Below are 25193 nucleotides of genomic sequence, written 5' to 3' on the forward strand. Positions count from 1 at the left end.
GCCTAGCCGGACTCAATCTGTCGCCGGGTGCTCAGGGCTTGGCGACGTGCCAGACATTGTTGAGGTTGTCGCCCATACGGTCGCCCGCCTTGGCATCCTTGGCGAAGCGGTACAGCGGCATGCCACGGTAGGCCCACTGCTTGCTGCCGTCTTCACGCGTGATGATGGTGTAGCTGCCCGAGGCGCTAGTGTTCGGCGCTGCCATCAGCGGCGGCCAGTTGTTCGCGCACATCCCGTTGCAGGCGCTCTTGCCGCTGTCCTTGGTGTCGCGGTCGAACGTGTACAGCGTCAGGCCTTGCGGATCGGTCAACACCCCGTCGGTCACCTTGACGGTTGGCGGCATGCTGCCGGCGCCGCTCATGCCCATCCCGCCCATGCCGGAACAGGCGGCCAGCAGGACAACGGAGGTACAGCCAAGGGCCAGTGCAACAGGACGAAGGAGGGATGCAGCGGTAGGACGACGCAGACGTGCCATGATGTTCTTCTCCATGCAAGCCGGTGCCGCCAGCCGGCACCGTTCCTCAAGTAAACACCGGATGTGATGCGTTTATTCCCTGCGGGCGAAAAAAAACCTGCCGGCAGGGCAGGTTCTCTTCATTGATGCGGAAGCCGCATGAATCACAATTCGCCGTAGCTGTGCAGGCCGGACAGGAACATGTTGACGCCCAGGAAGGCGAACGTTGTCACCAGCAGGCCCATCAGCGCCCACCATGCTGCGACAGTGCCGCGCAGCCCCTTCATCAGCCGCATGTGCAGCCAGGCCGCATAGTTCAGCCAGACGATCAGCGCCCAGGTTTCCTTCGGATCCCAGCTCCAGTAGCCGCCCCACGCTTCCGCCGCCCACAGCGCACCGAGGATGGTGGCGATGGTGAAAAACGCAAAGCCGACCGCGATGGCCTTGTACATCACATCGTCTAGCACTTCGAGCGACGGCAGGCGCTCGGCCAGGATGCCGCGCTGCTTGAGCAGGTAGGCCACCGAAACCATCGCCGCGAGCGCAAACGTGCCGTAACCGATGAAGTTGGCCGGCACGTGGATCTTCATCCACCAGCTCTGCAGCGCCGGCACCAGCGGCTGGATCTCCTGCGCATTGCGGCTGACCGTGTACCAAAGCAGGAAACCCACTGCGGCCGACACCACCAGCATCACGAACGGGCCGAGCGCACGCGTCGCGTAACGGCCTTCGTAGTAGAGATAGAACAGTGACGTGATCAGCGTGAATAGCACGAACACTTCATAGAGGTTCGAGATCGGGATATGGCCAATATCGGTGCCGACCAGATACGACTCGTACCAGCGCACCAGCATGCCCGTGAAACCGAGTACCACCGCGGCCCAGCACAGCTTGCTGCCGATGCTATAGCCGGTCGCCGAGCGCGTGGCCAGTCCCACCCAGTAGAACAGCGTGGACAAGAACACTAGCGCGCTCATCCACAAGATGGCCGACTGGCTGGACAGGAAATACTTCAGGAAGAACGCCTGGTCGGCACGCGCGAGCTGGCCCTGGTATAGCTGCACGGCGAACAGCGACAGCACGGCGAGCCCGACCATGAGCGGGCGCACGGGCTTCCAGTGCCAGCCGAGCAGCGCGAAAGTCGGCACCGCGGCAATCAGCACGGCCTTGTCATAGCCGTTCATCCACTGGCCGTAGCGCGACAGCGCCACGCCGGCGCCGACTGCCAGCAGCACGGCGAAGGCCCAGTCCAGCCACGTGAGCCGGCGCAGAAAGGAGGGTTCGAGGTAGGACTCGTCCAGTGCGCCGGAATCAGCAGAAGTCGCCGGGCGCATGGCCGGCCGGGCGGCCTGGTTCAAGTTAGAAGACATAGCGTTACCTGCGATCTGCACGCAGCCTGAGGCTGCGCCACAAAAGCCGGGCGGCAACCGGAGACGATCACCACGGTCCGGCCCGACGGGTTCAATGCTGCGCCTGCGCCGAGGTGTCTGTTTCCGCCCCGGCCGCGCGGCCGATATCGTCGCGCAAGGCGACGAATTCCTTCTCGAAGTCCAGCGTGCGACGCTGAGTCGACATGGCCATCAGCACATGGCTGCCTGACGATGCCGCTTCCGTTTGCACGGCGGCGTCCGCATGATGGCCCGGATCCTTGATCCAGACCCAGACGCGGCGCTCGCGAATATAGAACATCGAAAACACGCCCAGCACCAGCAGCAGACAGCCAAGATACACGATGTTCTTGCCCGGCGCACGGGTCATCTGGAACACGCTGGCCTTGATCTCCTTGAAGTCGTCGAGCTGCAGGAACACCGGCGCGCCGTAGAAGAAGCTGTCGGACAGCGCATTGATCGATTGCTGCAGGAAAGCGCCGCTCTGCGCACTGTTGGGTACCACGGGCTGCTTGTCTTGCGCGCGCGCGATCTGCCACAACTCCCACATCGAGCCGTTGAGGATCTTCAGCAGCACATCGGCGGCTTTCTGTTGCTCCGCCGCCGGCACCGACTTTTCCAGGAATGACGCGATCGCGGTAAAGCCGCCCGGTGGGGAATCCGGATTCGGGCGGGTGGCGCCGGCAAAGAGATCCAGCGCGCGCAGTGCGCTTTCGGCAAGCTGGCCACGCAGTTCGGCCTTGTCGGCACCCGGCATCGAGGCGAGCGCAAAGCGGCGCGCCGCCTCGCCGCGCATGGCGCGGTCCTGCAGCGCGGCGCGCAGGCGCATCCAGTCGGCCACGCTGCCCTGGTCATCGGCGGGAATGCGCAGGTAACGGAACGGCTCGTTGGGCGACTCGCGCATGCCGGCCAGGAACACCGACTGGCCGTCAAGCTGCACCGGCACCATGTAGTTGTTGTACTCGCGCGCCTGGCCGTTGCGGTCGCGCAGCTTGTACTGAACCGAAGGGCCGACATTGCGCAGCGTCTTTTCCTTTTGCGCGCTGGCGGCGGCGCCCAGGTGCGACTCGATGGTCTCGTTGAACGACTTGCGCGCCACGCCACGCGCATCGGGCTTGCCCGAGGCATCGGTGACGTTCTCGATGTTCATCAGGCGGAAATCGCTGAACTCGACGGTCAGGCCTTCAGTGTCCGCGGCCAAGCCGGTGCCGGTCAGCGGGGCGTTGCCACCGACGGTGCCGGCAAACGGGAAAGTACCGTGGGCTGTGCCCTGCATCGGGTAGCCGACGAACTTCAGCTGCGAGCCGCCGTCCTCGAAACTCGACTGGTAGATCGCAACACCATCGACGATCAGCGGCTCGTTGACCTTCACCGTCGCATGCGTCTGCTTGCCCGTGGCACGGTCGGTCACGACCACGTCGGACGCGAACAGCTTGGGCATGCCGGTCGGGTAGAAATCGATCGTGAACTTCTTGAGCGTGAGGTTGAACGGCAGGTCCTGCACGAGTGCGCCATCGGCGATGTTCAGGATCGCAGTGGAGACAGTCGAACCTTCAGGCACGAACGCATTGCCGCGGAAGCCCGGGTTGCTGGTCGACAGCCGGTGCTGCGGCGGGATATCGCTGATGACGGCGTTGCCGCGGATCGGTGTCTTGCCGCCGAACCACATTTGCGCGCGGATCAGCATGTCGCCATCGAGCAGGCCACCGATGCAGATCACCACGATCGCGGTATGCGCGAGGATATAACCGAGCTTGTTCGCCGCCCCCGCCTTCGCCGCGAGCAGCGTCGCGCCTTCGTGCTCAACCTGTCGCGTGCGGTAGCCGCGGTTGCGCAGGAGGGCCGTGACGCGAGCCGTGGCCTCGGCGCGCGGCCGCGCCGCCTCGAATTCGCCGCGATGGTGGAACGCACGCAGGCTGCGTTCGCGTACATGGTCCTTCCACGAACGCATATCGACGATCATCTTGGGCGCATTGCGCACAAGGCACAGCGATGTCGACACCACCAGGAACGTCAGGATCAGCAGGAACCACCACGAGCCGTAGACCTTCTGCAGCGACAACGCGTGGAAGACATCGGCCCAGAACGGCCCAAACTGGTTCACGTAGTTGGGGTAGGGCTCGTTCTGCTTGAGCACGGTACCCACGATGCTGGCAATGGCAATCACCGTCAGCAGGGCAATCGCAAAGCGCATCGAGGACAACAATTCGACCGCGTCGCGCAACACGCGGTGGGGGGTCTTCAGGTGCAGGCCTGAAGTGGAAGCGGTCGACATGTGCAGTGCAGCAGTAAGCTTTGAAATAAAAAAGGGTGGACATGCTTGGCAAGCAGGCCACCCTCTTCGATTGTTGCCGACGCCAACGGTTTCATCCTGCTTCGTGCCCCGCTCCTGCGAGGCGCAGGCCAACCGTCCGGCCGGCGCGGAACGACTTAGCGAACGCCGGCGACGTAATCCGCCACGGCCTTGATCTCGGCATCCGACATCTTGGCAGCGATGGTCGTCATCACCGGATTGTTCTTGCGGGTGCCCTGGCGGAATGCCACGAGCTGGGCTTCGGTGTAGTCCGACCACTGACCGCCGATGCGCGGATACTGGGCCGGAATACCGGCGCCGGTCGGGCCATGGCAGGCGGCACAAGCCGGCACGCCCTTGGCCGCGATACCCGCGCGGTAGATTTTCTGGCCGGCCTCGATCGTGTCCTTGTTCTTGGCGGTGGCCGGCTTGATCGGCTGCTTCGCGAGGTAGGCGCCGATGTCCTTCATTTCCTGGTCGTTCAGCGCGCCAGCCAGCGGCGACATGATCGCGTTATTGCGCGACTTGTCCTTGAAGTTGGCCAGCTGCTTGTGGACGTATTCGGGATGCTGTGCAGCCAGCTTCGGGTTGGCGGCGGCGCCGCTGTTGCCGTTGGCACCGTGGCAGCTCAGGCAGGCGGGAACATTGCGATCGGGCGCGCCCTGCGTATACAGCGTTTCGCCCTTTGCCGGATCTGCCTTCGCGGCGGCTTGCTCGGAGGCAGAAGCCAGACCGGTCATGGCGGTTGCAGGCAGGGCCAGCACCAGGACACCCAGAAGCTTCGCAATGCGGTTCATTCGCACACCTTGTCTGAATTGTATTGAATACCGTAGTGCATGCCGGCCGGCACTTTGCGGGCGGTGAGGACGCGCCTTGCAAGGCCCTGCATCGTGGTGGCAACGACCGAAACATCCGGTCAGGCCGGTGCGCCAGGCAGCAGACCCCGCCTTCCTGGCACCGCTCACGATGGAACGGCAAACACGGCCTTCCGTCCGGATGGAACGGGTCACCGGCAACGCGGCCATGGATGCCCTGCGTCACCCGGACAGGAGACCGTAAACCGGCGTATTGTACAATAAATAATGTGCCGGATTGATGCCATGGAGCCCCTGTGCCTGTGCTGGATCAAATCCGGCGGCCTGGCCGATCCCGTGCCGCCAGCCTTATCACCTCGGCGTGACCGTGGTTGCCGCGCTTCGCGCATGTCGCGCCGCCGCAATCAGCCCGCCCCACCCGCTTCAGCGCATGTCCCTCCTACACCAGGCCCGCTTTTTTACGACCGTCAACCATCTGCGCGACCTGCCTGCCACCGCGGTGCCCGAAGTCGCGTTCGCCGGACGCTCCAACGCCGGCAAGTCGACGGCCATCAACATCCTTTGCAACCAGAAACGCCTGGCCTTTTCGTCCCGCACGCCGGGCCGCACGCAGCACATCAACTACTTCACGGTGGCCCCGGTAAAAGCGCCGGATCCGATCGCTTTCCTGGTCGACTTGCCGGGCTATGGCTATGCCGAGGTGTCCGGCTCGGCCAAGTATCACTGGCAAGGGCTGCTCAGCGATTACGTGCAGACCCGGTCGCAGCTCTCGGGCCTGATCCTGATGATGGACGCGCGCCGCCCCTTCACCGATCTCGATTGCCAGATGGTCGAGTGGTTCCTGCCCACCGGCAAGCCGGTGCATGTGCTGCTGACCAAGGCCGACAAGCTCACCAACAGCGAAAACGCCAAGGCCCTGCGCGAAACCCGGAAGATGCTGGAAGGCTATGCGGAGCAGCTTGCCACCCCGGTGCCTCTGACCGCCCAGCTGTTTTCCAGCCTCAAGCGCCGCGGCATCGAAGAAGCACAGCGGGTCATCGCGGGCTGGTTGTCGCTGCCCGAAGCTCAGGCAGCGGCGCCGGCAGAACAACCGGCTGCGCCGGGCGCGTCCGAGTGACACGACCATAGCGCGCGGACAAAAAAAAGCCCCGTTGCAAGCAACGGGGACGAACTTTCCCGCCGGTTGAGGCGGGTACCCGCTCAGGGAGGAGTAGCGGGGGACACCGCGCCACGCGAGGCGCAACGCAAGGTGTCCGCGAGTATGATAGCGGGCACACACAAAAGTTTAGTTTTTCTGCGGAATGCGCTACGGCGTGCCCGCCGCGGGTCGGTGGTGAACCATCTTCCGCACATTTCCTCCTGTGAATTTCCCTCCTTCAAGCTGCCATGTCTGCCTTTCCCGAGTACCGTCCCCGCCGCATGCGTCGCGATGACTTCTCGCGGCGTCTGATGCGCGAAAACCGTTTGTCGCCGGACAACCTGATCTATCCCGTCTTCATCCTGGACGGGCAGAACCAGCGCCAGACGGTGGCATCCATGCCCGGCGTGGAGCGCGTGTCGGTCGACCTGCTGCTGCCGGTGGCCGAAGACTGCGTGAAACTCGGCATCCCGGTGATCGCGCTGTTCCCGGTCATCGACCCGTCGCTGAAGACGCCCGACGGCATCGAGGCGACCAATGCCGACGGCCTGGTGCCGCGCGCCGTGCGTGCGCTGAAGGACCGCTTCCCGGAACTCGGCGTGCTGACCGACGTGGCACTCGACCCGTACACGAGCCATGGCCAGGACGGCGTGCTTGATGACAACGGCTACGTGATCAACGACCAGACTGTCGAGATCCTGGTCAGGCAAGCACTGGTCCAGGCCGAGGCCGGCGTCGACATCGTCGCGCCGTCCGACATGATGGATGGCCGCATCGGCGCCGTGCGCATGGCGCTGGAAGACGCGGGCCACATCCATACGCGCATCATGGCGTACTCGGCCAAGTACGCGTCAGCGTTCTACGGCCCGTTCCGCGACGCCGTCGGCTCGGCTGCCAATCTGGGCAAAGGCAACAAGATGACCTACCAGATGGACCCGGCCAACACCGATGAAGCCCTGCGCGAAGTCGCCCAGGACATCATGGAAGGCGCCGACATGGTGATGGTCAAGCCCGGCATGCCGTACCTGGACATCGTGCGCCGCGTGAAGGACGAGTTCCGCTTCCCGACCTACGTCTACCAGGTCAGCGGCGAGTATGCGATGCTCAAGGCCGCCGCGCAGAACGGCTGGCTCGACCATGACAAGGTCATGATGGAATCGCTGCTGGCGTTCCGCCGCGCCGGCGCCGACGGCATCCTGACCTACTTCGCGCGCGACGCCGCGCGCCTGCTCGCCGGCTAAGGCCACGCCGCACGCATGGAGTTGCTAGGCTTTTCAGCCGGCCAGGTTCACCCGCTCGCCTCCCTGGATGAGGCGGCGGCGTTCCTCGGCGGCAATGCGGCGGCCCGCTTTGTCTGGGCCGATTTCCCGATCGAAGAGGTATCCGCTGCACCGGACGTCTGGCGCGAGAACGTGCGGCGGCTTGCCGGAGCGCCGATCCTCGACCTGCATCTGACCGATGCCACCAACACGGCGCATCCGTCGTATTTCGACACGACGCACGCGTACGACATGGTGATCTTCCGCAAGCTGACGTTCGAGACGAGCCGCGCGATCGCCGAGGCCGACGGCTCACCGGTGACAGCGGTCGAAGCCGCGCCGAAGCCGCGGCGTTATCCTCCCGGCTTCCTGCCCGCACTGGCCCGCATCGACACCCAGCCGGTCACCTTCTTCGTCTTCGACACAGTACTTGTCACCGTCCGGCCGGGCCCGTCGCGCACAATCGACCAGGTACGCCAGCGCCTGCTGGAATCCTGCCAGGAGCCGCGCCCCGTGGCGCCGAAAGCGTACGGCCACGCGCCGTTGCTGCACGGCACGCGGCCGCCAAGCCGGCCCGAGGACCTGATGCTGCGCCTGCTCAACGCCATGGTCGACCGCTATCTTGAACTGCGCGCGCCGCTCACGCGCCAGCTCGACCGCTGGCAACGCGCGCTGCTCAATTCGCGACGCAGTTTCTCGAGCTGGGAAGGGCTTCTGGATGCACGCATTCAGCTGCGCAGGCTCGAACACCTGAGCGAAGAACAACGCGATGCGCTGCAGGAGTTCCGCGACAGCGTGCTGGACAACCGCTACAGCGCCGATCCGACCGAGCCAGCGGACAAGGCACCGGGCCGCGACGAAGTGCTGCTCGTGCGCATCAACGACCTGATGGAGCACATCCAGCGCGTGCTCGCGCATGCGCGCCGACTTGAAGACTCGATCGAGTCCGCCGTCCAGATCCATTTCTCGGCGGTGGCCCACCGGACCAACCGCACAATGCGCACGCTGACGCTGATCACGGCGCTATTCATGCCGCTGACGCTGATCACCGGCATCTTCGGCATGAACTTCGAACGCATGCCGTGGCTGCGCGAGCCCGACGGGTTCTGGTGGTCGATCGGCCTGATGGGCGCGGTGGTGGTGATACTGGCCGCCGTATGGGGACTTGGGCGGCAGTTGGAGCGGTAGGGCTCAGGTGCTGGGGCGTGTACCGAACGCACGCTCCAGGCTGTCCAGGAAGCGGCCTGCGGACTGGTAGCCGATCACGCGCACAGGCCGTTCGCGGCCATCGGCGCCGAACAGGATGATCCCCGGCGGACCGAACAGGCCGAAGCGCTTGAGCAGCGCCTTGTCATCGGCGTTGTTGGCGGTCACGTCAGCCTGCAGCAGCACGATTTCCGACATGCGCGCCCGAACCTTGGCGTCCGTGAAGGTCAGGTGTTCCATTTCCTTGCAACTTACGCACCAGTCCGCGTAGAAGTCGAGCAGCACGGGCTTGCCGGCGGCCGCTGCCTGGGCCACGCGTGCATCCAGTTCCGCGACGCTGCGGACGCGCTCGAAGCGCACGGACTGCGGTCCTGCCGCCGTCTCCGCTCCACCGCCAGCGACGCGTGCCAAGCTCAGGTGCGCCAACGGCTGCAGCGGATCCCGGCCACCCGAGGCCAGTCCCAGCAGCAGGATCGCACCCGCCAGCGCCGCCAGTACACCCAGTCCCTTGCCCAGCCTCGCCAGGCCGCGGGCCTCAGCACCGAGCGCATCAAACGCGCCCAGGAACACCGCAGCCACCAGCAGCAACGCGGCCCACAGCGCCATGGTCAGCCACGCCGGCAGCACCGGCGTCACCATCCAGATCGCCACGCCCAGCAGCAGGAAGCCGAAGAAGCGCTTGGTGGCCTCCATCCAGTGCCCGGCGCGGGGCAGCAGATTGCCTGCGCCCACGCCAACGAGCACCAGCGGAACACCCATTCCCAGTGCCATGGCCAGCAGCGCGGTGCCGCCGGTTACCGCATCGCGGGTCTGCGCGATATACGCGAGCGCACCGGCTAGCGGTGCCGTCACGCACGGCCCGACGATCAGCGCGGAGATCGCGCCCATGGCCGCGGCGCCGATCACTTGCCCGCCCTGGCGGCGGTTTGATGTGGCCGTCAAGCGGGTCTGCCAATGCTGCGGCAGCTGAAGCTCGTAGAGCCCGAACATCGACAGCGACAGCGCCACCATCAGCGCCGCGAACGCGGCCAGCACGGCCGGGGTCTGCAGCGCTGCGGCCAGGCCCTCGCCGAGCAGGCCTGCGGCAACGCCAATCGCCGTATAGACGACGGCCATGCCGAGCACATAGGCCAGCGACACCACCAGCGCACGGCTGCGCGTCGCGTGCTCGCCGACGACGATGGACGACAGGATGGGCACCATCGGCAGCACACAAGGCGTGAACGTCAGCAGCAGGCCAAGGCCAAAGAACAATGCGAGGACGACGCCAAGGTTGCGGCTGGCCAGGACGCCGGCGATGCGGTCGTTCTCGTCGAGGCGCGCGGGGGGCGCAACGGCTTCCGTACCGGGCCTCGCCGACGCTGCCGGCGGCACGGTCGCCTCGCTGCGCGGCCTGTCGGCGAACAGGTTCCCCAAGGGCGAGCCACCCACCTTGTAGACGCTTTCCATCGGCGGATAGCAGAGTCCCTTGTCGGCACAGCCCTGGGACGTGACGACGAGCGACCATTTGCCATCAGCCGGCGCGGACTGGACCGGCAAGCGGATCACCACCGCATCGCGGTAGGTTTCCATCTCCTTGCCGAACGTCTCGTCGAACTTCACCTTGCCGTGAGGAAATTCGGGCTGGCCCAGGCGGACAGTGTCGGGCCGGGCGGCAAAGGCAAAGCGCTCCCGGTACAGGTAATAGCCGCTTGCCACGTCGAAGCGCACTTCAATGGTCTGAGGGTCGATCTGCCGGGCGGCAAAGCGAAAGGCCTGCTCAGGGGGCAGGAAATCGTCTTCCGTGGCCGCATGGGCGCCAGTGACCAGGCACAACCAGGCCACCATCACCGCCAGCACTGCGGCGATATGCCGCGCCCAGCCCGCCCCGTATGACCGCGCCAAAAGCGCAAAACCCATGCTCATAGACCGTCCTGAATCCTTTCTGTCACTCTGCGATGCTGTGTGCCTGGCGCCTCAATCCTTGTGTTGCTCGGCGCGAGTTACCTCGCCCCGCACCCATGCGAGATATGGTCCGAAACCTTGGCTCACGGGCCAGGCAATGATTTCCGGCACATCATAGGGATGATTGGCGCGGATCACAGCCTCCACCGCCGAATATTGTCCGCGCGTGGTCTTCGCCAGCAGCGGCCATTCCGTTGCCTGTTCCAGCTTGCCTTGCCACCAGTACTCGGATTCGACGGGCGCAAGACGGTTCACGCACGCGCACACGCGCGCTTCCAGCAAGGCCCGCGAAAGCTTCGCCGCGGTGTCTGCATCGGGCAGGTTGGTCAGCACGGCAATGACCGCCTCGTTGCCGCCGTCCTGGGCATTTTGTGAACTGTTACCGGCTTGCATCTGGCCCCTCCGAATCCTGGCGCACAAAAACAAAAGAGCCAGGCAAATTGCCTGGCTCGATTGTAAGCGGTGTGTCCGAACCCGTCGGGAGACGGGCTGGAACTCAACTTTACTCAGCAGCTTCTTCAGCCGGAGCTTCGGTGATTTCCGGACGATCCACCAGTTCGACCAGCGCCATCGGCGCATTGTCGCCCTGACGGAAGCCGAACTTCAGGATACGCGTGTAGCCGCCCGGACGAGCGTTGTAGCGCGGGCCCAGTTCGGTGAACAGCTTGGTGACCATGTCGCGGTCGCGCAGACGGGCGAAAGCCAGACGGCGGTTGGCAACGGTGTCCTTCTTGGCCAGCGTGATGAGCGGCTCGACAACCTTGCGCAGTTCCTTGGCCTTGGGCAGGGTGGTCTTGATCAGCTCGTGCTGGAACAGCGAGTTGGACATGTTGCGCAGCATCGCGAGACGGTGCGACGAGGTGCGGTTCAGTTTCCGCAGACCATGACGGTGACGCATGATGATTCCTTTTCAGATTGAGTGTTTGACCAGCTCTTCTATCACCCCGGGAGCAAGCTCCCGAGACGCGGGCCGGTAGTCATACATGCCCCGGCCGGAACCGGGGCGGTCCGCAACGCGAGGCCGAAGCCTCGCATCACAATTACTTGTCCAGACCTGCGGGCGGCCAGTTCTCGAGCTTCATGCCGAGGGTCAGGCCACGGGAGGCGAGGACTTCCTTGATCTCGTTGAGCGACTTGCGACCCAGGTTCGGGGTCTTCAGCAGCTCGTTCTCGGTACGCTGGATCAGGTCGCCGATGTAGTAGATGTTCTCTGCCTTCAGGCAGTTGGCCGAACGCACGGTCAGCTCCAGGTCGTCGACCGGGCGCAGCAGGATCGGGTCGATCTGCGGTGCGCGGCTCGAAGCGGCCTCGGCGGCGGACTCGGTGCCTTCCAGCGCGGCGAACACCGACAACTGATCAACCAGGATGCGGGCCGACTGGCGAATCGCTTCCTCGGGCGAAATCACGCCGTCGGTTTCGATGTTCATCACCAGCTTGTCCAGGTCGGTACGCTGCTCGACGCGAGCGGACTCGACGGCGTACGACACGCGGCGCACCGGCGAGAACGAGGCGTCCAGCACGATACGGCCGATCACCTTGCTCGACTCGTCGCCGAACTTGCGCACGTTGCCCGGCACATAGCCACGGCCTTGCTCGACCTTGATCTGCATGTCCAGCTTGCCGCCGGCCGACAGATGAGCGATGACGTGGTTCGGGTTGATGATTTCGACGTCGTGCGGCAGCTCGATATCGGCTGCAGTCACGATGCCCTCACCGTCCTTGCGCAGCGAAACCGTGACTTCGTCGCGGTTGTGCAGCTTGAACACGACGCCCTTCAGGTTGAGCAGCAGGTTGACGACGTCTTCTTGCACGCCATCGATGGTGGAATACTCATGGACCACCCCAGCGATCGTCACTTCGGTCGGTGCATAACCGACCATCGACGACAGCAGCACGCGACGCAGGGCGTTACCGAGCGTATGGCCGTAGCCGCGCTCGAACGGCTCCATCACGACCTTGGCGTGATGGTCGCCCAGAGGCTCGACGGCGATGATTTTTGGCTTGAGGAGTGCTGTTTGCATTAGGTTGTCCTTTTCAATACCCTCGGCTCGTTACACCGATAAGGCTGACGTTTGGAACCTTGAAATCCCATCGCACGATGGGCAACAAGCCCGACCGCGCATAGTGCGCGTCGGGCTGCAGAAGGAGAGGCTTTGCGGCGAACGCAAGCGCTGAGTCGTCTTGCCCGCGGATTAACGCGAGTACAGTTCGACGATCAGGCTTTCGTTGATGTCGCCCGAGATGTCAGCGCGGTCCGGAACTTGCTTGAAGGTGCCCTCGAACTTCTTGGCATCCACGGCAACCCAGGTCGGGAAACCCGACTGCTCGGCCAGCGACAGCGCTTCAGCGATACGGACTTGCTTCTTCGACTGCTCGCGAATGGTGATGACGTCGCCCGACTTGATCTGGGCCGACGGCACGTTCAGAGTCTGACCGTTCACCAGAATCGCCTTGTGCGACACCAGCTGGCGTGCCTCAGCGCGGGTCGAGCCAAAGCCCATGCGATACACCACGTTGTCCAGGCGCGATTCCAGCAGTTGCAGCAGCTTTTCACCGGTGTTGCCCTTGCGGCGATCGGCTTCGGCGAAGTAGCGGCGGAACTGGCGCTCGAGCACACCGTAGATGCGCTTGACCTTCTGCTTTTCACGCAGCTGGTTGCCGTAGTCGGAGGTGCGGGCACCCGAGGTGCGGCCATGCTGGCCCGGCTTGCTGTCCAGCTTGCACTTGTCGGCGAGCGAGCGACGGGCGCTCTTCAGGAACAGGTCGGTACCTTCACGGCGGGAGAGTTTGGCCTTCGGGCCGGTATAACGTGCCACGTTGTCTTCCTTTGTTCGATCGCGACGCCTTGTTGACGCGCCGCGAGTCCGCCAGCGCTGTCCACCGGGAATTGCCGGTGACCGTGACGGACGGTGGGCTTATGAAGCGCGTCCCGTTACCGGGTACGACGCTGAAAGCATGTACAGAGCGCAACCGAAATGTGTCTTATGCGACATTTCTGTCGAGCAAAACGAAAACCTGCCGCATCAAATGCAGCAGGTCAACGCGCGATACTACCATATCCAAAACCAGCAGGTAAACCCGCCGGCTCGGACACGCCAACGCTTAGATACGACGGCGCTTCGGCGGACGGCAGCCGTTGTGCGGAATCGGCGTGACGTCTTCGATGATCGCGATCTTGATGCCCAGCGCGTTCAGTGCGCGGACAGCCGACTCACGACCCGGGCCCGGGCCCTTGATGCGCACTTCCAGGTTCTTGATACCCTGGTCTTGCGCCACACGGCCGGCGTTCTCGGCAGCGACCTGGGCAGCGAACGGGGTCGACTTGCGCGAACCCTTGAAGCCCTGGCCACCAGCGGTCGCCCACGACAGGGCGTTGCCCTGACGGTCGGTGATCGTGATGATGGTGTTGTTGAACGAAGCGTGGACGTGCGCAATGCCGTCGGCAACGTTCTTCTTGACCTTCTTACGCGCGCGAGCGGCGTTATTCGGACCTTTTGCCATTAGTTTCTTCCTCTGCCTTCGGCTTTACTTCTTCAGAGCCACGCCGGCCTTGCGCGGACCCTTGCGGGTACGGGCATTGGTGCGGGTACGCTGGCCACGGAGCGGCAGGCCCTTGCGGTGACGCATGCCACGATAGCAACCAAGGTCCATCAGACGCTTGATGTTCATCGTGGTTTCACGACGCAGGTCACCCTCGACGGTCACCTTGCCCACTTCGTCACGAAGCTTTTCCAGGTCGGCGTCGGTCAGATCCTTGACCTTCTTGTCAAACGGTACACCGGTGGCCTCGCAAATCTTGCGAGCGCGCGAGCGGCCGACACCATAAATGGCCGTCAGGCCGATTTCGGTGTGCTTGTGGTTCGGGATGTTAACCCCTGCGATACGTGCCATTCGTCAATCCTCTTTCCGATTAGCCTTGGCGTTGCTTGTGGCGGGGATCCGACGAGCAGATCACGCGCACGACACCGTTGCGCTTGATGATTTTGCAGTTGCGGCAAATGCGCTTAACAGAAGCCAGCACTTTCATAATTTTCCTCTTCCTTCAATTCCTGTTCGCTCACTTCGTCCGGAAGACGATCCGTGCGCGCCATACCTTGTCTGTACCGATCTGAATCAGCGCAGGGTCAGGTTGCCCTTAAAGTTCGCCTTCTTCAGCAGCGATTCATACTGCTGCGACATGACGTAGGACTGCACCTGAGCCATGAAGTCCATCGTGACGACCACGATGATCAGCAGCGAGGTTCCGCCAAAATAGAACGGAACGTTCCAGCGCAGCACCAGGAATTCCGGCAACAGGCAGACCAGTGTGATGTAGATCGCACCAGCCAGCGTCAGGCGCACCAGAATCTTGTCGATGTAGCGCGTCGTCTGCTCGCCCGGACGAATGCCCGGAATGAAGGCACCGCTTTTCTTCAGGTTGTCCGCCACTTCCCGGCTGTTGTAAACCAGAGCCGTGTAGAAGAAGCAGAAAAATACAATCGCAGCCGCATACAGCAGGATATACACCGGCTGTCCCGGCGACAGCGTGGCAGCCAGGTCCTTGACGAACCGGCCGACCGCACCCGTCGACTGAGACGTGAACCAGCCCGCAATCGTCGCCGGGAACAGGATGATCGACGATGCGAAGATCGGCGGAATCACCCCTGCCATGTTCAGCTTCAGCGGCAGGTGCGACGACTGACCGCCGTACACCTTGTTGCCGACCTGACGCTTGGCATAGTTCACCAGGATCTTGCGCTGGCCACGCTCGACGAACACCACGGCGAAGGTCACACCGATCACGATCGCGACGATCAGGATCGCTGCGATGATGCTCATGGAACCCGTACGAACCAGTTCGAACAGTCCGCCGATCGCGTTGGGCAAGCCCGCTGCGATACCGCCGAAAATGATGATCGAGATGCCGTTGCCCAGACCACGCTCGGTGATCTGCTCACCCAGCCACATCAGGAACATCGTGCCGGTCACCAGCGTGATCACCGCCGTGGCCCGGAACATCAGGCCCGGATCGATCACCAGCCCCGGTTGCGACTCCAGCGCGACCGCGATCGACAGCGCCTGGAACGTGGCCAGAACCACGGTGCCATAACGCGTGTACTGCGTGATCTTGCGCTGACCTGCCTGCCCTTCCTTCTTCAGCGACTCCAGCTGCGGCAGCACGATCGTCAGCAATTGCATGATGATCGACGCCGAGATGTACGGCATGATGCCGAGCGCGAAGACGGTAAAGCGCGACAGCGCCCCGCCCGAGAACAGGTTGAACATCCCGAGGATGCCACCCGACTGACTCTGGAAAAGCTTCGCGAGCTGATCCGGATCGATTCCCGGCACCGGAATGTGTGCGCCGATGCGGTAAACGATCAGGGCCAACACCAGGAACATCAGCCGGCGCTTGAGGTCGCCGTACTTCGCCGTGTTCCTGGCTTGCGCGCTTGCATTGGGTTTCGCCGTGGCCAAACGATGCTCCGACTATGACTGCCTATGCTGCGATGATTGCTGCCGATTTACTCTGCGATCTGGCCGCCAGCGGCTTCGATCGCGGCCTTGGCGCCAGCAGTGGCGCCCAGACCCTTGATCGTCACCTTGCGGGTCAGCTCGCCAGCCTTGATGACCTTGGCGCTCTTCACCAGGTCGCTCACCAGGCCAGCTTGCTTCAGGACCAGCAGATCGACTTCGGCCGCTTCCAGGCGCTCGATATCACGCAGCGAGACTTCGGCCGTGAAGGCCTTGGTCAGCGACGTGAAGCCGCGCTTCGGCAGACGACGATACAGCGGCATTTGACCGCCTTCGAAGCCCACCTTGTGGAAGCCGCCCGAACGCGACTTCTGACCCTTGTGACCGCGACCGGCGGTCTTGCCCAGGCCGGAGCCGATACCGCGGCCGACGCGACGCTTGGCGTGCTTCGAACCGGCAGCCGGTTTCAGGTTGTTCAGTTGCATCTTGCTCTCCAAGTCCCGATCAGGCCAGAACCTTGACCAGGTACGAGACCTTGTTGATCATGCCGCGCACGGCGGGCGTGTCCTGCAGCTCCGACACCGAGTTGATGCGGCGCAGGCCCAGGCCACGCACGGTGGCGCGATGATCCTCGCGCGTGCCGATCAGGCTGCGCACGAGTTGCACTTTTACGGTTTTCTGCGACATTGCGTTCACCTTAACCCAGGATGTCTTCGACCGACTTGCCACGCTTCGCAGCGATCTCGCTCGGCGTGCTCATCTTCTGAAGGCCGTCCAGCGTGGCGCGAACCATGTTGTACGGGTTGGTGGAGCCGTGCGACTTGGTCACCACGTTGGTGACACCCATCACTTCGAAGATCGCGCGCATCGGGCCGCCGGCGATCACGCCGGTACCTTCCTTGGCGGGCATCATCAGCACCTTGGCGGCGCCATGCTTGCCAACGACTTCGTGTTGCAGCGTGCCGTTCTTCAGCGAGACCTTGACCATCTTGCGACGGGCTTCGTCCATTGCCTTCTGAACGGCAACCGGCACTTCCTTGGCCTTGCCCTTGCCCATGCCGATGCGGCCATCGCCGTCACCAACCACGGTCAGCGCAGCGAAACCGAGAATCCGGCCACCCTTCACCACCTTGGTGACACGGTTGACCGAGATCATCTTCTCGCGGAGGCCGTCGTCGCGTTCGTCCTGCTGGACTTTTGCTTGCATCTTTGCCATGACGTATCTCTCTCTATGCGCTTAGAACTTCAGGCCAGCTTCGCGGGCGGCGTCTGCCAGGGCCTTCACGCGGCCATGGAAACGGAAGCCGGCGCGATCGAATGCGACGGTTTCCACGCCGGCAGCCTTCGCCTTTTCGGCGATGCGCTTGCCCACGACGGTAGCGGCAGCGGCGGTAGCGCCCTTGCCATCCAGTTCCTTGCGCACTTCCACCTCGGCGGTCGAAGCCGAAGCCAGCACCTTGGTGCCGCACTCGGAGAAGACCTGGGCGTAAATATGCGAATTCGTACGGAACACGGTCAGACGATTGACTTTCATCTCCGCGATCTTGGCGCGGGTCTGACGTGCACGGCGCAAACGAGCGTCTTTCTTGTTCATCATTGCACCCCTTACTTCTTCTTGGTTTCCTTCAGGATGACGCGCTCGTCGCTGTAACGCACACCCTTGCCCTTGTAGGGCTCAGGCGGGCGGTACGCGCGGACTTCCGCGGCAACCTGACCGACTTTCTGCTTGTCCGCACCCTTGATGATGATCTCGGTCTGCGTCGGCGTTTCCGCCTTCACGCCTTCCGGCATCTCATGGATCACGTCGTGCGAGAAACCAAGCTGGAGCTTCAGCGCAGCACCTTGCAGCTGGGCACGGTAGCCCACGCCGACCAGGTTCAGCTTGCGCTCGAAACCGGTGGTCACGCCCTTGACCATGTTTGCCGCCAGGGCGCGCATGGTGCCTTGCAGGGCGTTTGCTTCACGCGATTCGTCGGCCGGAGCGAAAGTCAGCGTGTCGTTTTCGACGTTGACCTTGACCAGGCTGTGAATCGGTTGCGACAGCGTACCGAGCGGGCCCTTCACGGAGAGCACGCCAGCTGCCACGTTCACTTCCGCGCCCTTGGGGAGCGCGATGGGAGCCTTACCTACACGGGACATGGTTCTCTCCTTAAGCGACGTAGCAGAGAACTTCGCCACCCACACCCGTGGCACGTGCCTTGCGGTCGGTCATCAGACCCTGCGGGGTCGAGATGATCGCGACGCCGAGGCCGTTCATCACTTGGGGGATGTCGCTGCGGCCCTTGTACACGCGCAGGCCGGGCTTCGAGACGCGCTCAATGCGCTCGATGACCGGACGGCCGGCGTAGTACTTCAGGCCGATGCTCAGTTGTGCCTTGCCGCCATCTTCCTGGACGGCGTAGTCGTCGATGTAGCCTTCGTCCTTCAGGACCTTGGCGATTGCCACTTTCAGCTTCGACGACGGCATGACAACCGACGCCTTCTGCACGCCTTGGGCGTTGCGGATGCGCGTCAGCATATCGGCGATAGGATCGCTCATGCTCATACTGTTTCTCCTGTAGCCTGTGCGTAATTACCAGCTGGCTTTCGTCAGACCCGGGATTTCGCCCTTGAAGGCGATTTCGCGGATCTTGTTACGCGCCAGGCCAAACTTGCGGAAGGTACCGCGGGGACGACCGGTGATCGCGCAGCGGTTACGCTGGCGAGTCGGGTTCGCGTTGCGCGGGAGCTGTTGCAGCTCGAGACGCGCCATGTAACGCTCTTCTTCCGACTTTTCTTGGTCGTCAATAATGGCCTTGAGGGCAGCGCGCTTGGGGGCGAACTTCGCCGCCAGCTTGGCGCGCTTCTTCTCACGTTCAATCAGAGCCAGTTTAGCCACGGTTACCCCTTAATTGCGGAACGGGAACTTGAACGCACCGAGGAGTGCCTTGGCTTCCTCGTCGTTCTTTGCCGTCGTCGTGATGCTGATGTTCAGACCACGCAGTGCGTCGATCTTGTCGTACTCGATTTCGGGGAAAATGATCTGCTCTTTCACACCGATGTTGTAGTTGCCACGACCGTCAAACGAACGGCCCGACACACCACGGAAGTCACGCACGCGCGGCAGGGCCACGGTCACGAAACGATCGAGGAATTCGAACATGCGCTCGCCGCGCAGGGTCACCATCGCACCGATGGGGTAGCCCTGACGGATCTTGAAGCCAGCGATAGCCTTCTTGGCCTTCGTCACCACCGGCTTCTGGCCAGCGATCTTGGTCAGGTCGCCGACAGCGTTTTCAATGATCTTCTTGTCATTGATCGCTTCGCCAAGGCCCATGTTCAGGGTGATCTTGGTGATGCGCGGCACTTCCATGACCGACTTGTAACCGAACTGCTCGATCAGCTTCGGCACAACCTTTTCTTTGTAAAACTCTTGCAGACGTGCTGCCATGCTCAACTCCTATACGTGCCCAGAATCAAGCTGCCACGACGGCGCCGGTGGTCTTCAGCACGCGCACGCGCTTGCCGTCTTCCACCTTGATGCCGACGCGCGACGGCTTGCCATTGGCATCCACGAGCGCAACGTTGGAAATATGCAGCGGCATGACCTTGTCGACCACACCACCAGTGGTGCCCAGCATCGGGTTCGGGCGAGCGTGCTTCTTGGCAACGTTCACGCCTTCCACTGCAACCTTGTCGCCGAGCACGGCTTGCACGGTACCGCGCTTGCCCTTGTCTTTGCCGGTCAGGACGATGACTTCGTCGCCTTTGCGAATCTTGTTCATGGCGGCTCCTTACAGCACTTCCGGAGCGAGCGACACGATCTTCATGAAGCGCTCGGTACGGAGTTCACGAGTCACCGGCCCGAAGATACGGGTGCCGATCGGCTCGAGCTTGTTGTTCAGCAGGACAGCGGCGTTACCGTCGAACTTGACGAGCGAGCCATCCGCGCGACGCACGCCCTTGGCGGTGCGCACGACGACGGCGTTGTAGATATCGCCCTTCTTCACACGGCCGCGCGGAGCTGCGTCCTTGACGGTCACTTTGATGATGTCGCCAACGCTCGCGTAGCGGCGCTTGGACCCACCCAGGACCTTGATGCACAGCACTTCGCGCGCACCAGTGTTATCGGCCACTTCGAGCCGGCTTTCTGTCTGAATCATGGTGTTTGTCTTCCCAACTTAATCCGCCAGGTGTCAGAAACGCCTGCCGGTCAGTCTTGGTCCCGTCGGTTCCGGCTTTGCGCCATCCCCGTATGGGTTGATCAACTTTGAAGTCGGTAGGAATCAGGCAATCTCGACAACATCTCGAGGCCACTTGACCCTGGCTCGCTCTCCAGGCCGCCCGGGTGATACTGCATTGGCGGACGCAACAAAGCGGAAGTCCAGGATTATAGCTACATAATCCTGGACTTGCAAGTCAGACTAAGAACGTGTTGTTCTTAGATGACGCGTGCAGCCTCTACCAGCCGGGAAACCACCCAGGACTTGGTCCGCGACAGCGGACGGCCTTCCTGGATTTCGACCTTGTCGCCTTCCTTGTACTGGTTGGCTTCGTCGTGTGCGTGGTACTTCTTCGAACGCAGCACGTACTTGCCGTACAGAGGATGCTTGACGCGGTTTTCCACCAAGACCGTAACGGTCTTGTCCATCTTGTCGCTTACCACACGACCGACGAGGGTGCGGCGAAGCGACGTTTCCGTTTTTGCAGCTTCAGTCATTTCGCGTTCGCCTTCTCAGTCAGCACGGTTTGCACTCGCGCGATGTCCTTGCGAACCTTCTTCAGCTGGCTGGTGTTCTGCAGCTGTTGAGTCGCCTTTTGCATGCGCAGGCTAAATTGGGCCTTCAGCAGCTCGGAGAGCTCCTGGTTCAGGCCTGCGGCGTCCTTGCCGCGAAGTTCGGATGCTTTCATCCCTGCTCTCCTTACGTCCCGACCTGGCGCACCACGAAATTGGTGGCGATCGGCAGCTTGGCAGCCGCGAGGCGGAACGCCTCGCGTGCCAGATCTTCACTCACGCCATCCATCTCATAGAGCATCTTGCCCGGCTGGATTTCAGCCACGTAGTACTCCGGATTGCCCTTACCGTTACCCATACGGACTTCAGCGGGCTTCTTCGAGATCGGCTTGTCCGGGAAGATCCGGATCCAGATGCGGCCGCCACGCTTGATGTGACGGGTCATCGCACGACGTGCCGACTCGATCTGACGAGCCGTCAGGCGGCCACGGCCCATGGCCTTCAGGCCGAATTCGCCGAAAGACACGGCGTTACCACGGGTAGCTTTACCCGTGTTGCGGCCCTTCTGCTCCTTGCGGTATTTTCTGCGCTTAGGTTGCAGCATCGTTATTCTCCACTCTTCGCATCGCCAGGCGCAGCGCGGCGACCGGCACCGGCGCCACCGCGACGGTTGCCACCCGGGCGACCTTCGCCTTCACGGCGACGGCCTTCCGGACGACCCGGACGACGACGACGGTCGTCTTGCGGCTCTTCCACCACCGGCGCGTCATTGCGGCCGAGGTGATCACCCTTGTAGACCCACACCTTGACACCGATGATGCCGTAGGTGGTTTCTGCTTCGGAGAAGCCGTAGTCGATGTCGGCGCGCAGGGTGTGCAGGGGCACACGGCCTTCGCGGTACCACTCGGTACGTGCGATTTCGATACCGTTCAGACGGCCCGAGCTCATGATCTTGATACCCTGGGCGCCCAGGCGCATCGCGTTCTGCATCGCACGCTTCATGGCGCGGCGGAACATGATACGGCGCTCGAGCTGCTGGGTGATCGAATCGGCGATCAGCTGAGCATCGGTTTCCGGCTTGCGGATTTCCTCGATGTTCACGTGCACGGGCACGCCCATGCGACGCTGCAGTTCAGCCTTGAGCAGTTCGATGTCCTCACCCTTCTTGCCGATCACCACTCCCGGACGCGAGCTGTAAATGGTGATACGTGCGTTACGGGCCGGACGCTCGATGACCACGCGGCCAACCGATGCGTTCTTGAGCTTCTTCTTCAGGAAGTCGCGAACTTCGATGTCTTCCTTCAGCATGCCGGCGAACTTCGTATTGTTGGCGTACCAACGCGAAGCCCAGTTACGGCTGACGGCCAGACGGAAGCCAGTCGGATGAATCTTCTGTCCCATCGTGACTCCTTAGTTGCCGAGCGTCACAGTGATGTGACAGGTTTGTTTCTCGATGCGGTTGCCGCGGCCCTTCGCCCGTGCGGTGAAGCGCTTGAGCGAGGTTGCCTTGTCGACGAAGATCGATTTGACCTTCAGTTCGTCGATATCGGCGCCTTCGTTGTGCTCGGCGTTGGCGATGGCCGATTCGACCACCTTCTTCACGATCCCGGCAGCCTTTTTCGGGCTGAACGTCAGGACATTGAGCGCGCGCTCGATCGGCAGACCACGGATCTGGTCAGCGACCAGGCGCGTCTTCTGGGCGGAGATGCGGGCACCGCGATGAATCGCTTTCACTTCCATGATGGCACCTTACCTCTTCGCTTTCTTGTCAGCCGCGTGGCCCTTGAACGTGCGGGTGAGCGCAAATTCGCCGAGCTTGTGGCCAACCATGTTTTCCGTCACATACACCGGCACGTGTTGACGGCCGTTGTGCACGGCGATCGTCAGGCCGATGAATTCCGGCATGATGGTCGAGCGGCGCGACCACGTCTTGATGGGCTTCTTGTCCTTGCCGCCTACGGCCGCTTCCACCTTCTTCAGCAGGTGGGCGTCGCAGAACGGACCCTTTTTAGCGGAACGAGTCATATCTTTAGCTCCTACCTACCGATTAACGCTTGTGGCGCTTCTGGACGATCATGCTGTCCGTGCGCTTGTTGCTGCGGGTGCGGTAGCCCTTGGCCGGGGTACCCCACGGCGAAACCGGATCGCGACCAGCAGCGGTCTTGCCCTCACCACCACCGTGCGGGTGGTCGACCGGGTTCATCACGACACCACGGACGGTCGGGCGGATACCGCGCCAACGGGTTGCACCGGCCTTGCCGATAACGCGCAGGCTGTGCTCTTCGTTGCCAACTTCACCGATGGTGGCGCGGCACTCGATGTGCACGCGGCGCACTTCACCGGAGCGCAGGCGAACCTGAGCGTACAGGCCTTCGCGGGCCAGCAGCACGGCGGAGCCGCCAGCAGCACGAGCGACCTGAGCACCCTTGCCCGGCAGGATTTCCACGTTGTTGATCGTGGTACCAACCGGAATGTTGCGGATCGGCAGGTTGTTGCCAGCCTTGATCGGGGCTTCAGCGCCGTTCAGCAGTGCCTGGCCAGCAACCATGCCCTTGGTGGCGATGATGTAGCGGCGCTCGCCGTCGGCGAACAGCACCAGCGCGATATTGGCGCTGCGGTTCGGATCGTATTCCAGGCGCTCGACCTTGGCGGCGATGCCGTCCTTGTCGTTGCGCTTGAAGTCGACCACGCGGTAGTGGTGCTTATGACCACCGCCCTTATGGCGGGTGGTGATATGACCGTTGTTGTTACGACCCGACTTCTGGAATTGCTTTTCCAGCAGCGGAGCGTGCGGGGCGCCCTTGTGAAGGTCCTTGTTGACGACCTTCACCATCGAGCGACGACCCGGGGACGTCGGCTTGGTCTTGACGAGTGCCATGATTACTTGGCCTCCGCTTCAAAATTGATTTCCTGACCCGGCTTCAGCGAAACGTAGGCCTTCTTCACGTGGTTGCGACGCCCCATGAAGCGACCGAAGCGCTTTTGCTTGCCCTTCTGGTTCAGGATCTGAACGGACTGCACCTCGACCTTGAACAGCAGTTCGACGGCGGCCTTCACTTCTGCCTTATTGGCATCGCGAGCGACTTCGAACACGACTTGTTCATTCTTGTCGGCGACCAGGGTTGCCTTTTCGGAAACCACCGGCGCGAGCAGCACCTGCATCAAACGATGATCGTTCTTGGCTACTTGCGTCATTTCAGCAACTCCTCGATCTGCGCGACAGCTGCCTTGGTCACCAGCACTTTCTTGTAGTGCACGAGCGACAGCGGGTCAGCCTGGCGCGGCTCGACAACTGCCACGTGCGGCAGGTTGCGCGAAGCCAGGTAGAGGTTTTCGTCGAGGCTGTCGGTGATGATCAGCACCGAGTCCAGGCCCATGGCCTTGAACTTGTCGGCCAAGAGCTTGGTCTTGGGCGCGTCGACGGTGAAACCGTCCACCACATTGATACGGCCTTCACGTGCGAGCTGCGAGTAAATCGAGCGCATGCCGGCACGGAACATCTTCTTGTTGACCTTCTGGCTGAAGTTCTCTTCCGGCGAATTCGGGAAGATACGGCCGCCCCCGCGCCACAGCGGCGAGGAAGACATACCGGCACGAGCACGGCCCGTACCCTTCTGGCGCCACGGCTTCTTGGTCGTGTGCTTGACCTCTTCACGATCCTTCTGCTTACGGTTGCCGCTGCGAGCGTTGGCCTGGTAAGCGACGACGATCTGGTGAACGAGGGCTTCGTTGTAGTCACGGCCGAACACTTCGGGCGAGGCTGCAACGCCTGCACCGACTTGGCCATTGTCCTGGAGGAGCTTGAGTTCCATTACATGCGCTCCTTAAGCTTTGGCTTTGGCCTTGACGGCCGGGGTAACGATGACCTTGCCGTTCTTCGAACCCGGGATGGCGCCCTTGACCAGCAGCAGCTTGCGCTCTGCGTCGATCTTGGCGATTTCCAGGTTCTGCACGGTGCGGGTGACATCGCCCAGGTGACCGGTCATGCGCTTGCCCGGGAACACACGGCCCGGATCCTGCGCCATACCGATCGAGCCCGGCACGTTGTGCGAGCGCGAGTTACCGTGCGTGGCACGGCCGGAGGCGAAGTGGTAGCGCTTGATGGTACCGGCGTAGCCCTTACCGATGGTCACGCCCTGCACGTCGATCTTCTGACCGACTTCGAACAGGTCGACCGACAGCGAACCGCCAGTTTGCAGTTCGGCAGCCTTGGCTGCATCGATACGGAATTCGCGGATGATTTCGCCGGCTTCCACGCCGGCTTTGGCGAGGTGACCCGCCAGCGGCTTGGTAACGCGGCTTGCGCGTCGTGCGCCGAAGGTGACTTGAACGGCGGTGTAACCGTCGGTCTCGTCCGTCTTGATTTGCGTCACGCGGTTGTCGCCGACCTCGACCACGGTAACGGGAATCGAATCACCGTCGTCCGTGAAAATACGGGTCATGCCAACCTTGCGACCTACAAGGCCAAGGCTCATGGTTTGCTCCATTCCCAGCTGCGATTGGCCGGGGCTGATTGATACACGAAAAC

36 protein-coding genes are annotated in these 25193 nt (G+C 62.6%); 3 read left to right on the forward strand and 33 right to left on the reverse strand.

Annotation, left to right across the window (positions count from 1 at the left end):
- Positions 1–31: 31 nt before the first annotated feature.
- From ACIGJG_RS16140 to ACIGJG_RS16155, 4 genes are all read right to left on the reverse strand, one after another.
- On the reverse strand, positions 32–475 hold the full coding sequence (locus ACIGJG_RS16140; RefSeq protein ID WP_011299287.1) for a COG4315 family predicted lipoprotein: 444 nt from the start codon (positions 473–475) through the stop codon (positions 32–34).
- A gap of 143 nt (positions 476–618) precedes the next feature.
- A complete protein-coding gene (ccsB, locus tag ACIGJG_RS16145) occupies positions 619–1824 on the reverse strand; it encodes a c-type cytochrome biogenesis protein CcsB (protein WP_011299288.1) in 1206 nt (401 codons plus the stop codon).
- Positions 1825–1915: 91 nt separating this feature from the next.
- Complete coding sequence (locus ACIGJG_RS16150) at positions 1916–4117, reverse strand: cytochrome c biogenesis protein ResB (protein ID WP_011299289.1); 2202 nt, start codon at positions 4115–4117, stop codon at positions 1916–1918.
- Positions 4118–4272: 155 nt separating this feature from the next.
- Positions 4273–4932: a c-type cytochrome gene (locus ACIGJG_RS16155; protein ID WP_011299290.1), complete on the reverse strand. Its 660-nt coding sequence runs from the start codon at positions 4930–4932 to the stop codon at positions 4273–4275.
- Between the two features lie 448 nt (positions 4933–5380).
- Here ACIGJG_RS16155 and yihA point away from each other — a divergent pair, with 448 nt between their 5' ends.
- The 3 genes from yihA to ACIGJG_RS16170 all read left to right on the forward strand — a co-directional run bounded on the left by yihA (position 5381) and on the right by ACIGJG_RS16170 (position 8535).
- Positions 5381–6067: a ribosome biogenesis GTP-binding protein YihA/YsxC gene (gene yihA, locus ACIGJG_RS16160; protein ID WP_011299291.1), complete on the forward strand. Its 687-nt coding sequence runs from the start codon at positions 5381–5383 to the stop codon at positions 6065–6067.
- 269 nt (positions 6068–6336) lie between these two features.
- Complete coding sequence (gene hemB, locus ACIGJG_RS16165; protein ID WP_011299292.1) at positions 6337–7329, forward strand: porphobilinogen synthase; 993 nt, start codon at positions 6337–6339, stop codon at positions 7327–7329.
- 15 nt (positions 7330–7344) lie between these two features.
- A complete protein-coding gene (locus ACIGJG_RS16170) occupies positions 7345–8535 on the forward strand; it encodes a magnesium transporter CorA family protein (protein WP_011299293.1) in 1191 nt (396 codons plus the stop codon).
- A 3-nt stretch (positions 8536–8538) separates the two neighbouring features.
- Here ACIGJG_RS16170 and dsbD read toward each other — a convergent pair whose 3' ends face one another.
- From dsbD to rplC, 29 genes are all read right to left on the reverse strand, one after another.
- Positions 8539–10458 (reverse strand): protein-disulfide reductase DsbD, encoded by a 1920-nt coding sequence (gene dsbD / locus ACIGJG_RS16175; protein ID WP_011299294.1) that lies wholly within the window; start codon positions 10456–10458, stop codon positions 8539–8541.
- Between the two features lie 51 nt (positions 10459–10509).
- Complete coding sequence (cutA, locus tag ACIGJG_RS16180) at positions 10510–10890, reverse strand: divalent-cation tolerance protein CutA (protein WP_011299295.1); 381 nt, start codon at positions 10888–10890, stop codon at positions 10510–10512.
- Positions 10891–10999: 109 nt separating this feature from the next.
- On the reverse strand, positions 11000–11395 hold the full coding sequence (rplQ, locus tag ACIGJG_RS16185; protein WP_011299296.1) for a 50S ribosomal protein L17: 396 nt from the start codon (positions 11393–11395) through the stop codon (positions 11000–11002).
- 142 nt (positions 11396–11537) lie between these two features.
- Positions 11538–12518, reverse strand: a complete 981-nt coding sequence (locus ACIGJG_RS16190) for a DNA-directed RNA polymerase subunit alpha (protein WP_011299297.1) — start codon at positions 12516–12518, stop codon at positions 11538–11540.
- Between the two features lie 171 nt (positions 12519–12689).
- Positions 12690–13313: a 30S ribosomal protein S4 gene (gene rpsD, locus ACIGJG_RS16195; RefSeq protein WP_011299298.1), complete on the reverse strand. Its 624-nt coding sequence runs from the start codon at positions 13311–13313 to the stop codon at positions 12690–12692.
- Positions 13314–13599: 286 nt separating this feature from the next.
- Complete coding sequence (gene rpsK, locus ACIGJG_RS16200) at positions 13600–13998, reverse strand: 30S ribosomal protein S11 (RefSeq protein ID WP_010812376.1); 399 nt, start codon at positions 13996–13998, stop codon at positions 13600–13602.
- A gap of 24 nt (positions 13999–14022) precedes the next feature.
- Positions 14023–14388, reverse strand: a complete 366-nt coding sequence (rpsM, locus tag ACIGJG_RS16205) for a 30S ribosomal protein S13 (RefSeq protein ID WP_011299299.1) — start codon at positions 14386–14388, stop codon at positions 14023–14025.
- 19 nt (positions 14389–14407) lie between these two features.
- Positions 14408–14524 carry a 50S ribosomal protein L36 gene (rpmJ, locus tag ACIGJG_RS16210; protein WP_008642959.1) on the reverse strand — a complete coding sequence of 39 codons (117 nt, stop codon included), beginning with the start codon at positions 14522–14524 and terminating at the stop codon, positions 14408–14410.
- A gap of 86 nt (positions 14525–14610) precedes the next feature.
- Entirely contained in the window at positions 14611–15954 is a 1344-nt protein-coding gene (secY, locus tag ACIGJG_RS16215; RefSeq protein ID WP_011299300.1) for a preprotein translocase subunit SecY, read from the reverse strand.
- Positions 15955–16001: 47 nt separating this feature from the next.
- Entirely contained in the window at positions 16002–16436 is a 435-nt protein-coding gene (rplO, locus tag ACIGJG_RS16220) for a 50S ribosomal protein L15 (protein ID WP_011299301.1), read from the reverse strand.
- A gap of 19 nt (positions 16437–16455) precedes the next feature.
- Complete coding sequence (rpmD, locus tag ACIGJG_RS16225; protein ID WP_010812381.1) at positions 16456–16638, reverse strand: 50S ribosomal protein L30; 183 nt, start codon at positions 16636–16638, stop codon at positions 16456–16458.
- Positions 16639–16648: 10 nt separating this feature from the next.
- Positions 16649–17167: a 30S ribosomal protein S5 gene (rpsE, locus tag ACIGJG_RS16230; RefSeq protein ID WP_011299302.1), complete on the reverse strand. Its 519-nt coding sequence runs from the start codon at positions 17165–17167 to the stop codon at positions 16649–16651.
- A 21-nt stretch (positions 17168–17188) separates the two neighbouring features.
- Positions 17189–17545: a 50S ribosomal protein L18 gene (rplR, locus tag ACIGJG_RS16235; protein ID WP_010812382.1), complete on the reverse strand. Its 357-nt coding sequence runs from the start codon at positions 17543–17545 to the stop codon at positions 17189–17191.
- A gap of 11 nt (positions 17546–17556) precedes the next feature.
- Entirely contained in the window at positions 17557–18090 is a 534-nt protein-coding gene (gene rplF, locus ACIGJG_RS16240) for a 50S ribosomal protein L6 (RefSeq protein ID WP_011299303.1), read from the reverse strand.
- 10 nt (positions 18091–18100) lie between these two features.
- The gene (gene rpsH, locus ACIGJG_RS16245) at positions 18101–18496 is read right to left on the reverse strand and encodes a 30S ribosomal protein S8 (RefSeq protein WP_010812384.1); all 396 of its coding nucleotides are present in this window, start codon (positions 18494–18496) and stop codon (positions 18101–18103) included.
- Between the two features lie 27 nt (positions 18497–18523).
- Positions 18524–18829, reverse strand: a complete 306-nt coding sequence (gene rpsN, locus ACIGJG_RS16250; RefSeq protein WP_011299304.1) for a 30S ribosomal protein S14 — start codon at positions 18827–18829, stop codon at positions 18524–18526.
- Positions 18830–18838: 9 nt separating this feature from the next.
- Complete coding sequence (rplE, locus tag ACIGJG_RS16255; RefSeq protein WP_011299305.1) at positions 18839–19381, reverse strand: 50S ribosomal protein L5; 543 nt, start codon at positions 19379–19381, stop codon at positions 18839–18841.
- Between the two features lie 25 nt (positions 19382–19406).
- Entirely contained in the window at positions 19407–19715 is a 309-nt protein-coding gene (gene rplX, locus ACIGJG_RS16260) for a 50S ribosomal protein L24 (protein WP_011299306.1), read from the reverse strand.
- Between the two features lie 9 nt (positions 19716–19724).
- On the reverse strand, positions 19725–20093 hold the full coding sequence (rplN, locus tag ACIGJG_RS16265) for a 50S ribosomal protein L14 (RefSeq protein ID WP_006576237.1): 369 nt from the start codon (positions 20091–20093) through the stop codon (positions 19725–19727).
- Positions 20094–20371: 278 nt separating this feature from the next.
- Positions 20372–20650 (reverse strand): 30S ribosomal protein S17, encoded by a 279-nt coding sequence (gene rpsQ, locus ACIGJG_RS16270; RefSeq protein ID WP_011299307.1) that lies wholly within the window; start codon positions 20648–20650, stop codon positions 20372–20374.
- Positions 20647–20841: a 50S ribosomal protein L29 gene (gene rpmC / locus ACIGJG_RS16275; protein WP_008642937.1), complete on the reverse strand. Its 195-nt coding sequence runs from the start codon at positions 20839–20841 to the stop codon at positions 20647–20649. The genes rpsQ and rpmC overlap by 4 nt, the downstream gene beginning before the upstream one ends.
- Positions 20842–20852: 11 nt before the next feature.
- Positions 20853–21269 carry a 50S ribosomal protein L16 gene (rplP, locus tag ACIGJG_RS16280; protein WP_010812391.1) on the reverse strand — a complete coding sequence of 139 codons (417 nt, stop codon included), beginning with the start codon at positions 21267–21269 and terminating at the stop codon, positions 20853–20855.
- Positions 21270–21271: 2 nt separating this feature from the next.
- Positions 21272–22066, reverse strand: coding sequence for a 30S ribosomal protein S3 (rpsC, locus tag ACIGJG_RS16285; protein ID WP_011299308.1), 795 nt, complete (start codon positions 22064–22066; stop codon positions 21272–21274).
- 9 nt (positions 22067–22075) lie between these two features.
- Complete coding sequence (rplV, locus tag ACIGJG_RS16290) at positions 22076–22405, reverse strand: 50S ribosomal protein L22 (protein WP_010812393.1); 330 nt, start codon at positions 22403–22405, stop codon at positions 22076–22078.
- Positions 22406–22414: 9 nt separating this feature from the next.
- Entirely contained in the window at positions 22415–22690 is a 276-nt protein-coding gene (rpsS, locus tag ACIGJG_RS16295; protein WP_011299309.1) for a 30S ribosomal protein S19, read from the reverse strand.
- A 22-nt stretch (positions 22691–22712) separates the two neighbouring features.
- Positions 22713–23543, reverse strand: a complete 831-nt coding sequence (gene rplB / locus ACIGJG_RS16300) for a 50S ribosomal protein L2 (RefSeq protein WP_011299310.1) — start codon at positions 23541–23543, stop codon at positions 22713–22715.
- 2 nt (positions 23544–23545) lie between these two features.
- Positions 23546–23860: a 50S ribosomal protein L23 gene (gene rplW, locus ACIGJG_RS16305; protein WP_006576245.1), complete on the reverse strand. Its 315-nt coding sequence runs from the start codon at positions 23858–23860 to the stop codon at positions 23546–23548.
- Positions 23857–24477, reverse strand: a complete 621-nt coding sequence (rplD, locus tag ACIGJG_RS16310; protein WP_011299311.1) for a 50S ribosomal protein L4 — start codon at positions 24475–24477, stop codon at positions 23857–23859. Before rplD ends, rplW begins: the two co-directional genes overlap by 4 nt.
- 12 nt (positions 24478–24489) lie before the next feature.
- Positions 24490–25140 carry a 50S ribosomal protein L3 gene (gene rplC / locus ACIGJG_RS16315; protein WP_011299312.1) on the reverse strand — a complete coding sequence of 217 codons (651 nt, stop codon included), beginning with the start codon at positions 25138–25140 and terminating at the stop codon, positions 24490–24492.
- Positions 25141–25193: the final 53 nt, after the last annotated feature.

It is taken from the genome of Cupriavidus sp. C1SS-2L, assembly GCF_057073735.1.

What these genes read in the sequence shown, in the direction of transcription:
- rpsQ (WP_011299307.1), bottom strand. Translation starts at nt 20,650, where the DNA reads ATGACTGAAGCTGCAAAAACGGAAACGTCGCTTCGCCGCACCCTCGTC.
- rplX (WP_011299306.1), bottom strand. Translation starts at nt 19,715, where the DNA reads ATGAACAAGATTCGCAAAGGCGACGAAGTCATCGTCCTGACCGGCAAA.
- rpsC (WP_011299308.1), bottom strand. Translation starts at nt 22,066, where the DNA reads ATGGGACAGAAGATTCATCCGACTGGCTTCCGTCTGGCCGTCAGCCGT.
- ACIGJG_RS16150 (WP_011299289.1), bottom strand. Translation starts at nt 4,117, where the DNA reads ATGTCGACCGCTTCCACTTCAGGCCTGCACCTGAAGACCCCCCACCGC.
- ACIGJG_RS16190 (WP_011299297.1), bottom strand. Translation starts at nt 12,518, where the DNA reads ATGCAAACAGCACTCCTCAAGCCAAAAATCATCGCCGTCGAGCCTCTG.
- rplB (WP_011299310.1), bottom strand. Translation starts at nt 23,543, where the DNA reads ATGGCACTCGTCAAGACCAAGCCGACGTCCCCGGGTCGTCGCTCGATG.
- rpsM (WP_011299299.1), bottom strand. Translation starts at nt 14,388, where the DNA reads ATGGCACGTATCGCAGGGGTTAACATCCCGAACCACAAGCACACCGAA.
- rpmJ (WP_008642959.1), bottom strand. Translation starts at nt 14,524, where the DNA reads ATGAAAGTGCTGGCTTCTGTTAAGCGCATTTGCCGCAACTGCAAAATC.
- yihA (WP_011299291.1), top strand. Translation starts at nt 5,381, where the DNA reads ATGTCCCTCCTACACCAGGCCCGCTTTTTTACGACCGTCAACCATCTG.
- rplR (WP_010812382.1), bottom strand. Translation starts at nt 17,545, where the DNA reads ATGAACAAGAAAGACGCTCGTTTGCGCCGTGCACGTCAGACCCGCGCC.
- rplW (WP_006576245.1), bottom strand. Translation starts at nt 23,860, where the DNA reads ATGACGCAAGTAGCCAAGAACGATCATCGTTTGATGCAGGTGCTGCTC.
- ACIGJG_RS16140 (WP_011299287.1), bottom strand. Translation starts at nt 475, where the DNA reads ATGGCACGTCTGCGTCGTCCTACCGCTGCATCCCTCCTTCGTCCTGTT.
- rplO (WP_011299301.1), bottom strand. Translation starts at nt 16,436, where the DNA reads ATGCAACTGAACAACCTGAAACCGGCTGCCGGTTCGAAGCACGCCAAG.
- rplF (WP_011299303.1), bottom strand. Translation starts at nt 18,090, where the DNA reads ATGTCCCGTGTAGGTAAGGCTCCCATCGCGCTCCCCAAGGGCGCGGAA.
- rplC (WP_011299312.1), bottom strand. Translation starts at nt 25,140, where the DNA reads ATGAGCCTTGGCCTTGTAGGTCGCAAGGTTGGCATGACCCGTATTTTC.
- rpsH (WP_010812384.1), bottom strand. Translation starts at nt 18,496, where the DNA reads ATGAGCATGAGCGATCCTATCGCCGATATGCTGACGCGCATCCGCAAC.
- ACIGJG_RS16170 (WP_011299293.1), top strand. Translation starts at nt 7,345, where the DNA reads ATGGAGTTGCTAGGCTTTTCAGCCGGCCAGGTTCACCCGCTCGCCTCC.
- rpmD (WP_010812381.1), bottom strand. Translation starts at nt 16,638, where the DNA reads ATGTCGCAGAAAACCGTAAAAGTGCAACTCGTGCGCAGCCTGATCGGC.
- rpsE (WP_011299302.1), bottom strand. Translation starts at nt 17,167, where the DNA reads ATGGCAAAGATGCAAGCAAAAGTCCAGCAGGACGAACGCGACGACGGC.
- cutA (WP_011299295.1), bottom strand. Translation starts at nt 10,890, where the DNA reads ATGCAAGCCGGTAACAGTTCACAAAATGCCCAGGACGGCGGCAACGAG.
- rplV (WP_010812393.1), bottom strand. Translation starts at nt 22,405, where the DNA reads ATGGAAGTGAAAGCGATTCATCGCGGTGCCCGCATCTCCGCCCAGAAG.
- rplD (WP_011299311.1), bottom strand. Translation starts at nt 24,477, where the DNA reads ATGGAACTCAAGCTCCTCCAGGACAATGGCCAAGTCGGTGCAGGCGTT.
- dsbD (WP_011299294.1), bottom strand. Translation starts at nt 10,458, where the DNA reads ATGAGCATGGGTTTTGCGCTTTTGGCGCGGTCATACGGGGCGGGCTGG.
- ACIGJG_RS16155 (WP_011299290.1), bottom strand. Translation starts at nt 4,932, where the DNA reads ATGAACCGCATTGCGAAGCTTCTGGGTGTCCTGGTGCTGGCCCTGCCT.
- rplE (WP_011299305.1), bottom strand. Translation starts at nt 19,381, where the DNA reads ATGGCAGCACGTCTGCAAGAGTTTTACAAAGAAAAGGTTGTGCCGAAG.
- rpmC (WP_008642937.1), bottom strand. Translation starts at nt 20,841, where the DNA reads ATGAAAGCATCCGAACTTCGCGGCAAGGACGCCGCAGGCCTGAACCAG.
- hemB (WP_011299292.1), top strand. Translation starts at nt 6,337, where the DNA reads ATGTCTGCCTTTCCCGAGTACCGTCCCCGCCGCATGCGTCGCGATGAC.
- rplN (WP_006576237.1), bottom strand. Translation starts at nt 20,093, where the DNA reads ATGATTCAGACAGAAAGCCGGCTCGAAGTGGCCGATAACACTGGTGCG.
- rpsS (WP_011299309.1), bottom strand. Translation starts at nt 22,690, where the DNA reads ATGACTCGTTCCGCTAAAAAGGGTCCGTTCTGCGACGCCCACCTGCTG.
- rplQ (WP_011299296.1), bottom strand. Translation starts at nt 11,395, where the DNA reads ATGCGTCACCGTCATGGTCTGCGGAAACTGAACCGCACCTCGTCGCAC.
- rplP (WP_010812391.1), bottom strand. Translation starts at nt 21,269, where the DNA reads ATGCTGCAACCTAAGCGCAGAAAATACCGCAAGGAGCAGAAGGGCCGC.
- ccsB (WP_011299288.1), bottom strand. Translation starts at nt 1,824, where the DNA reads ATGTCTTCTAACTTGAACCAGGCCGCCCGGCCGGCCATGCGCCCGGCG.
- rpsK (WP_010812376.1), bottom strand. Translation starts at nt 13,998, where the DNA reads ATGGCAAAAGGTCCGAATAACGCCGCTCGCGCGCGTAAGAAGGTCAAG.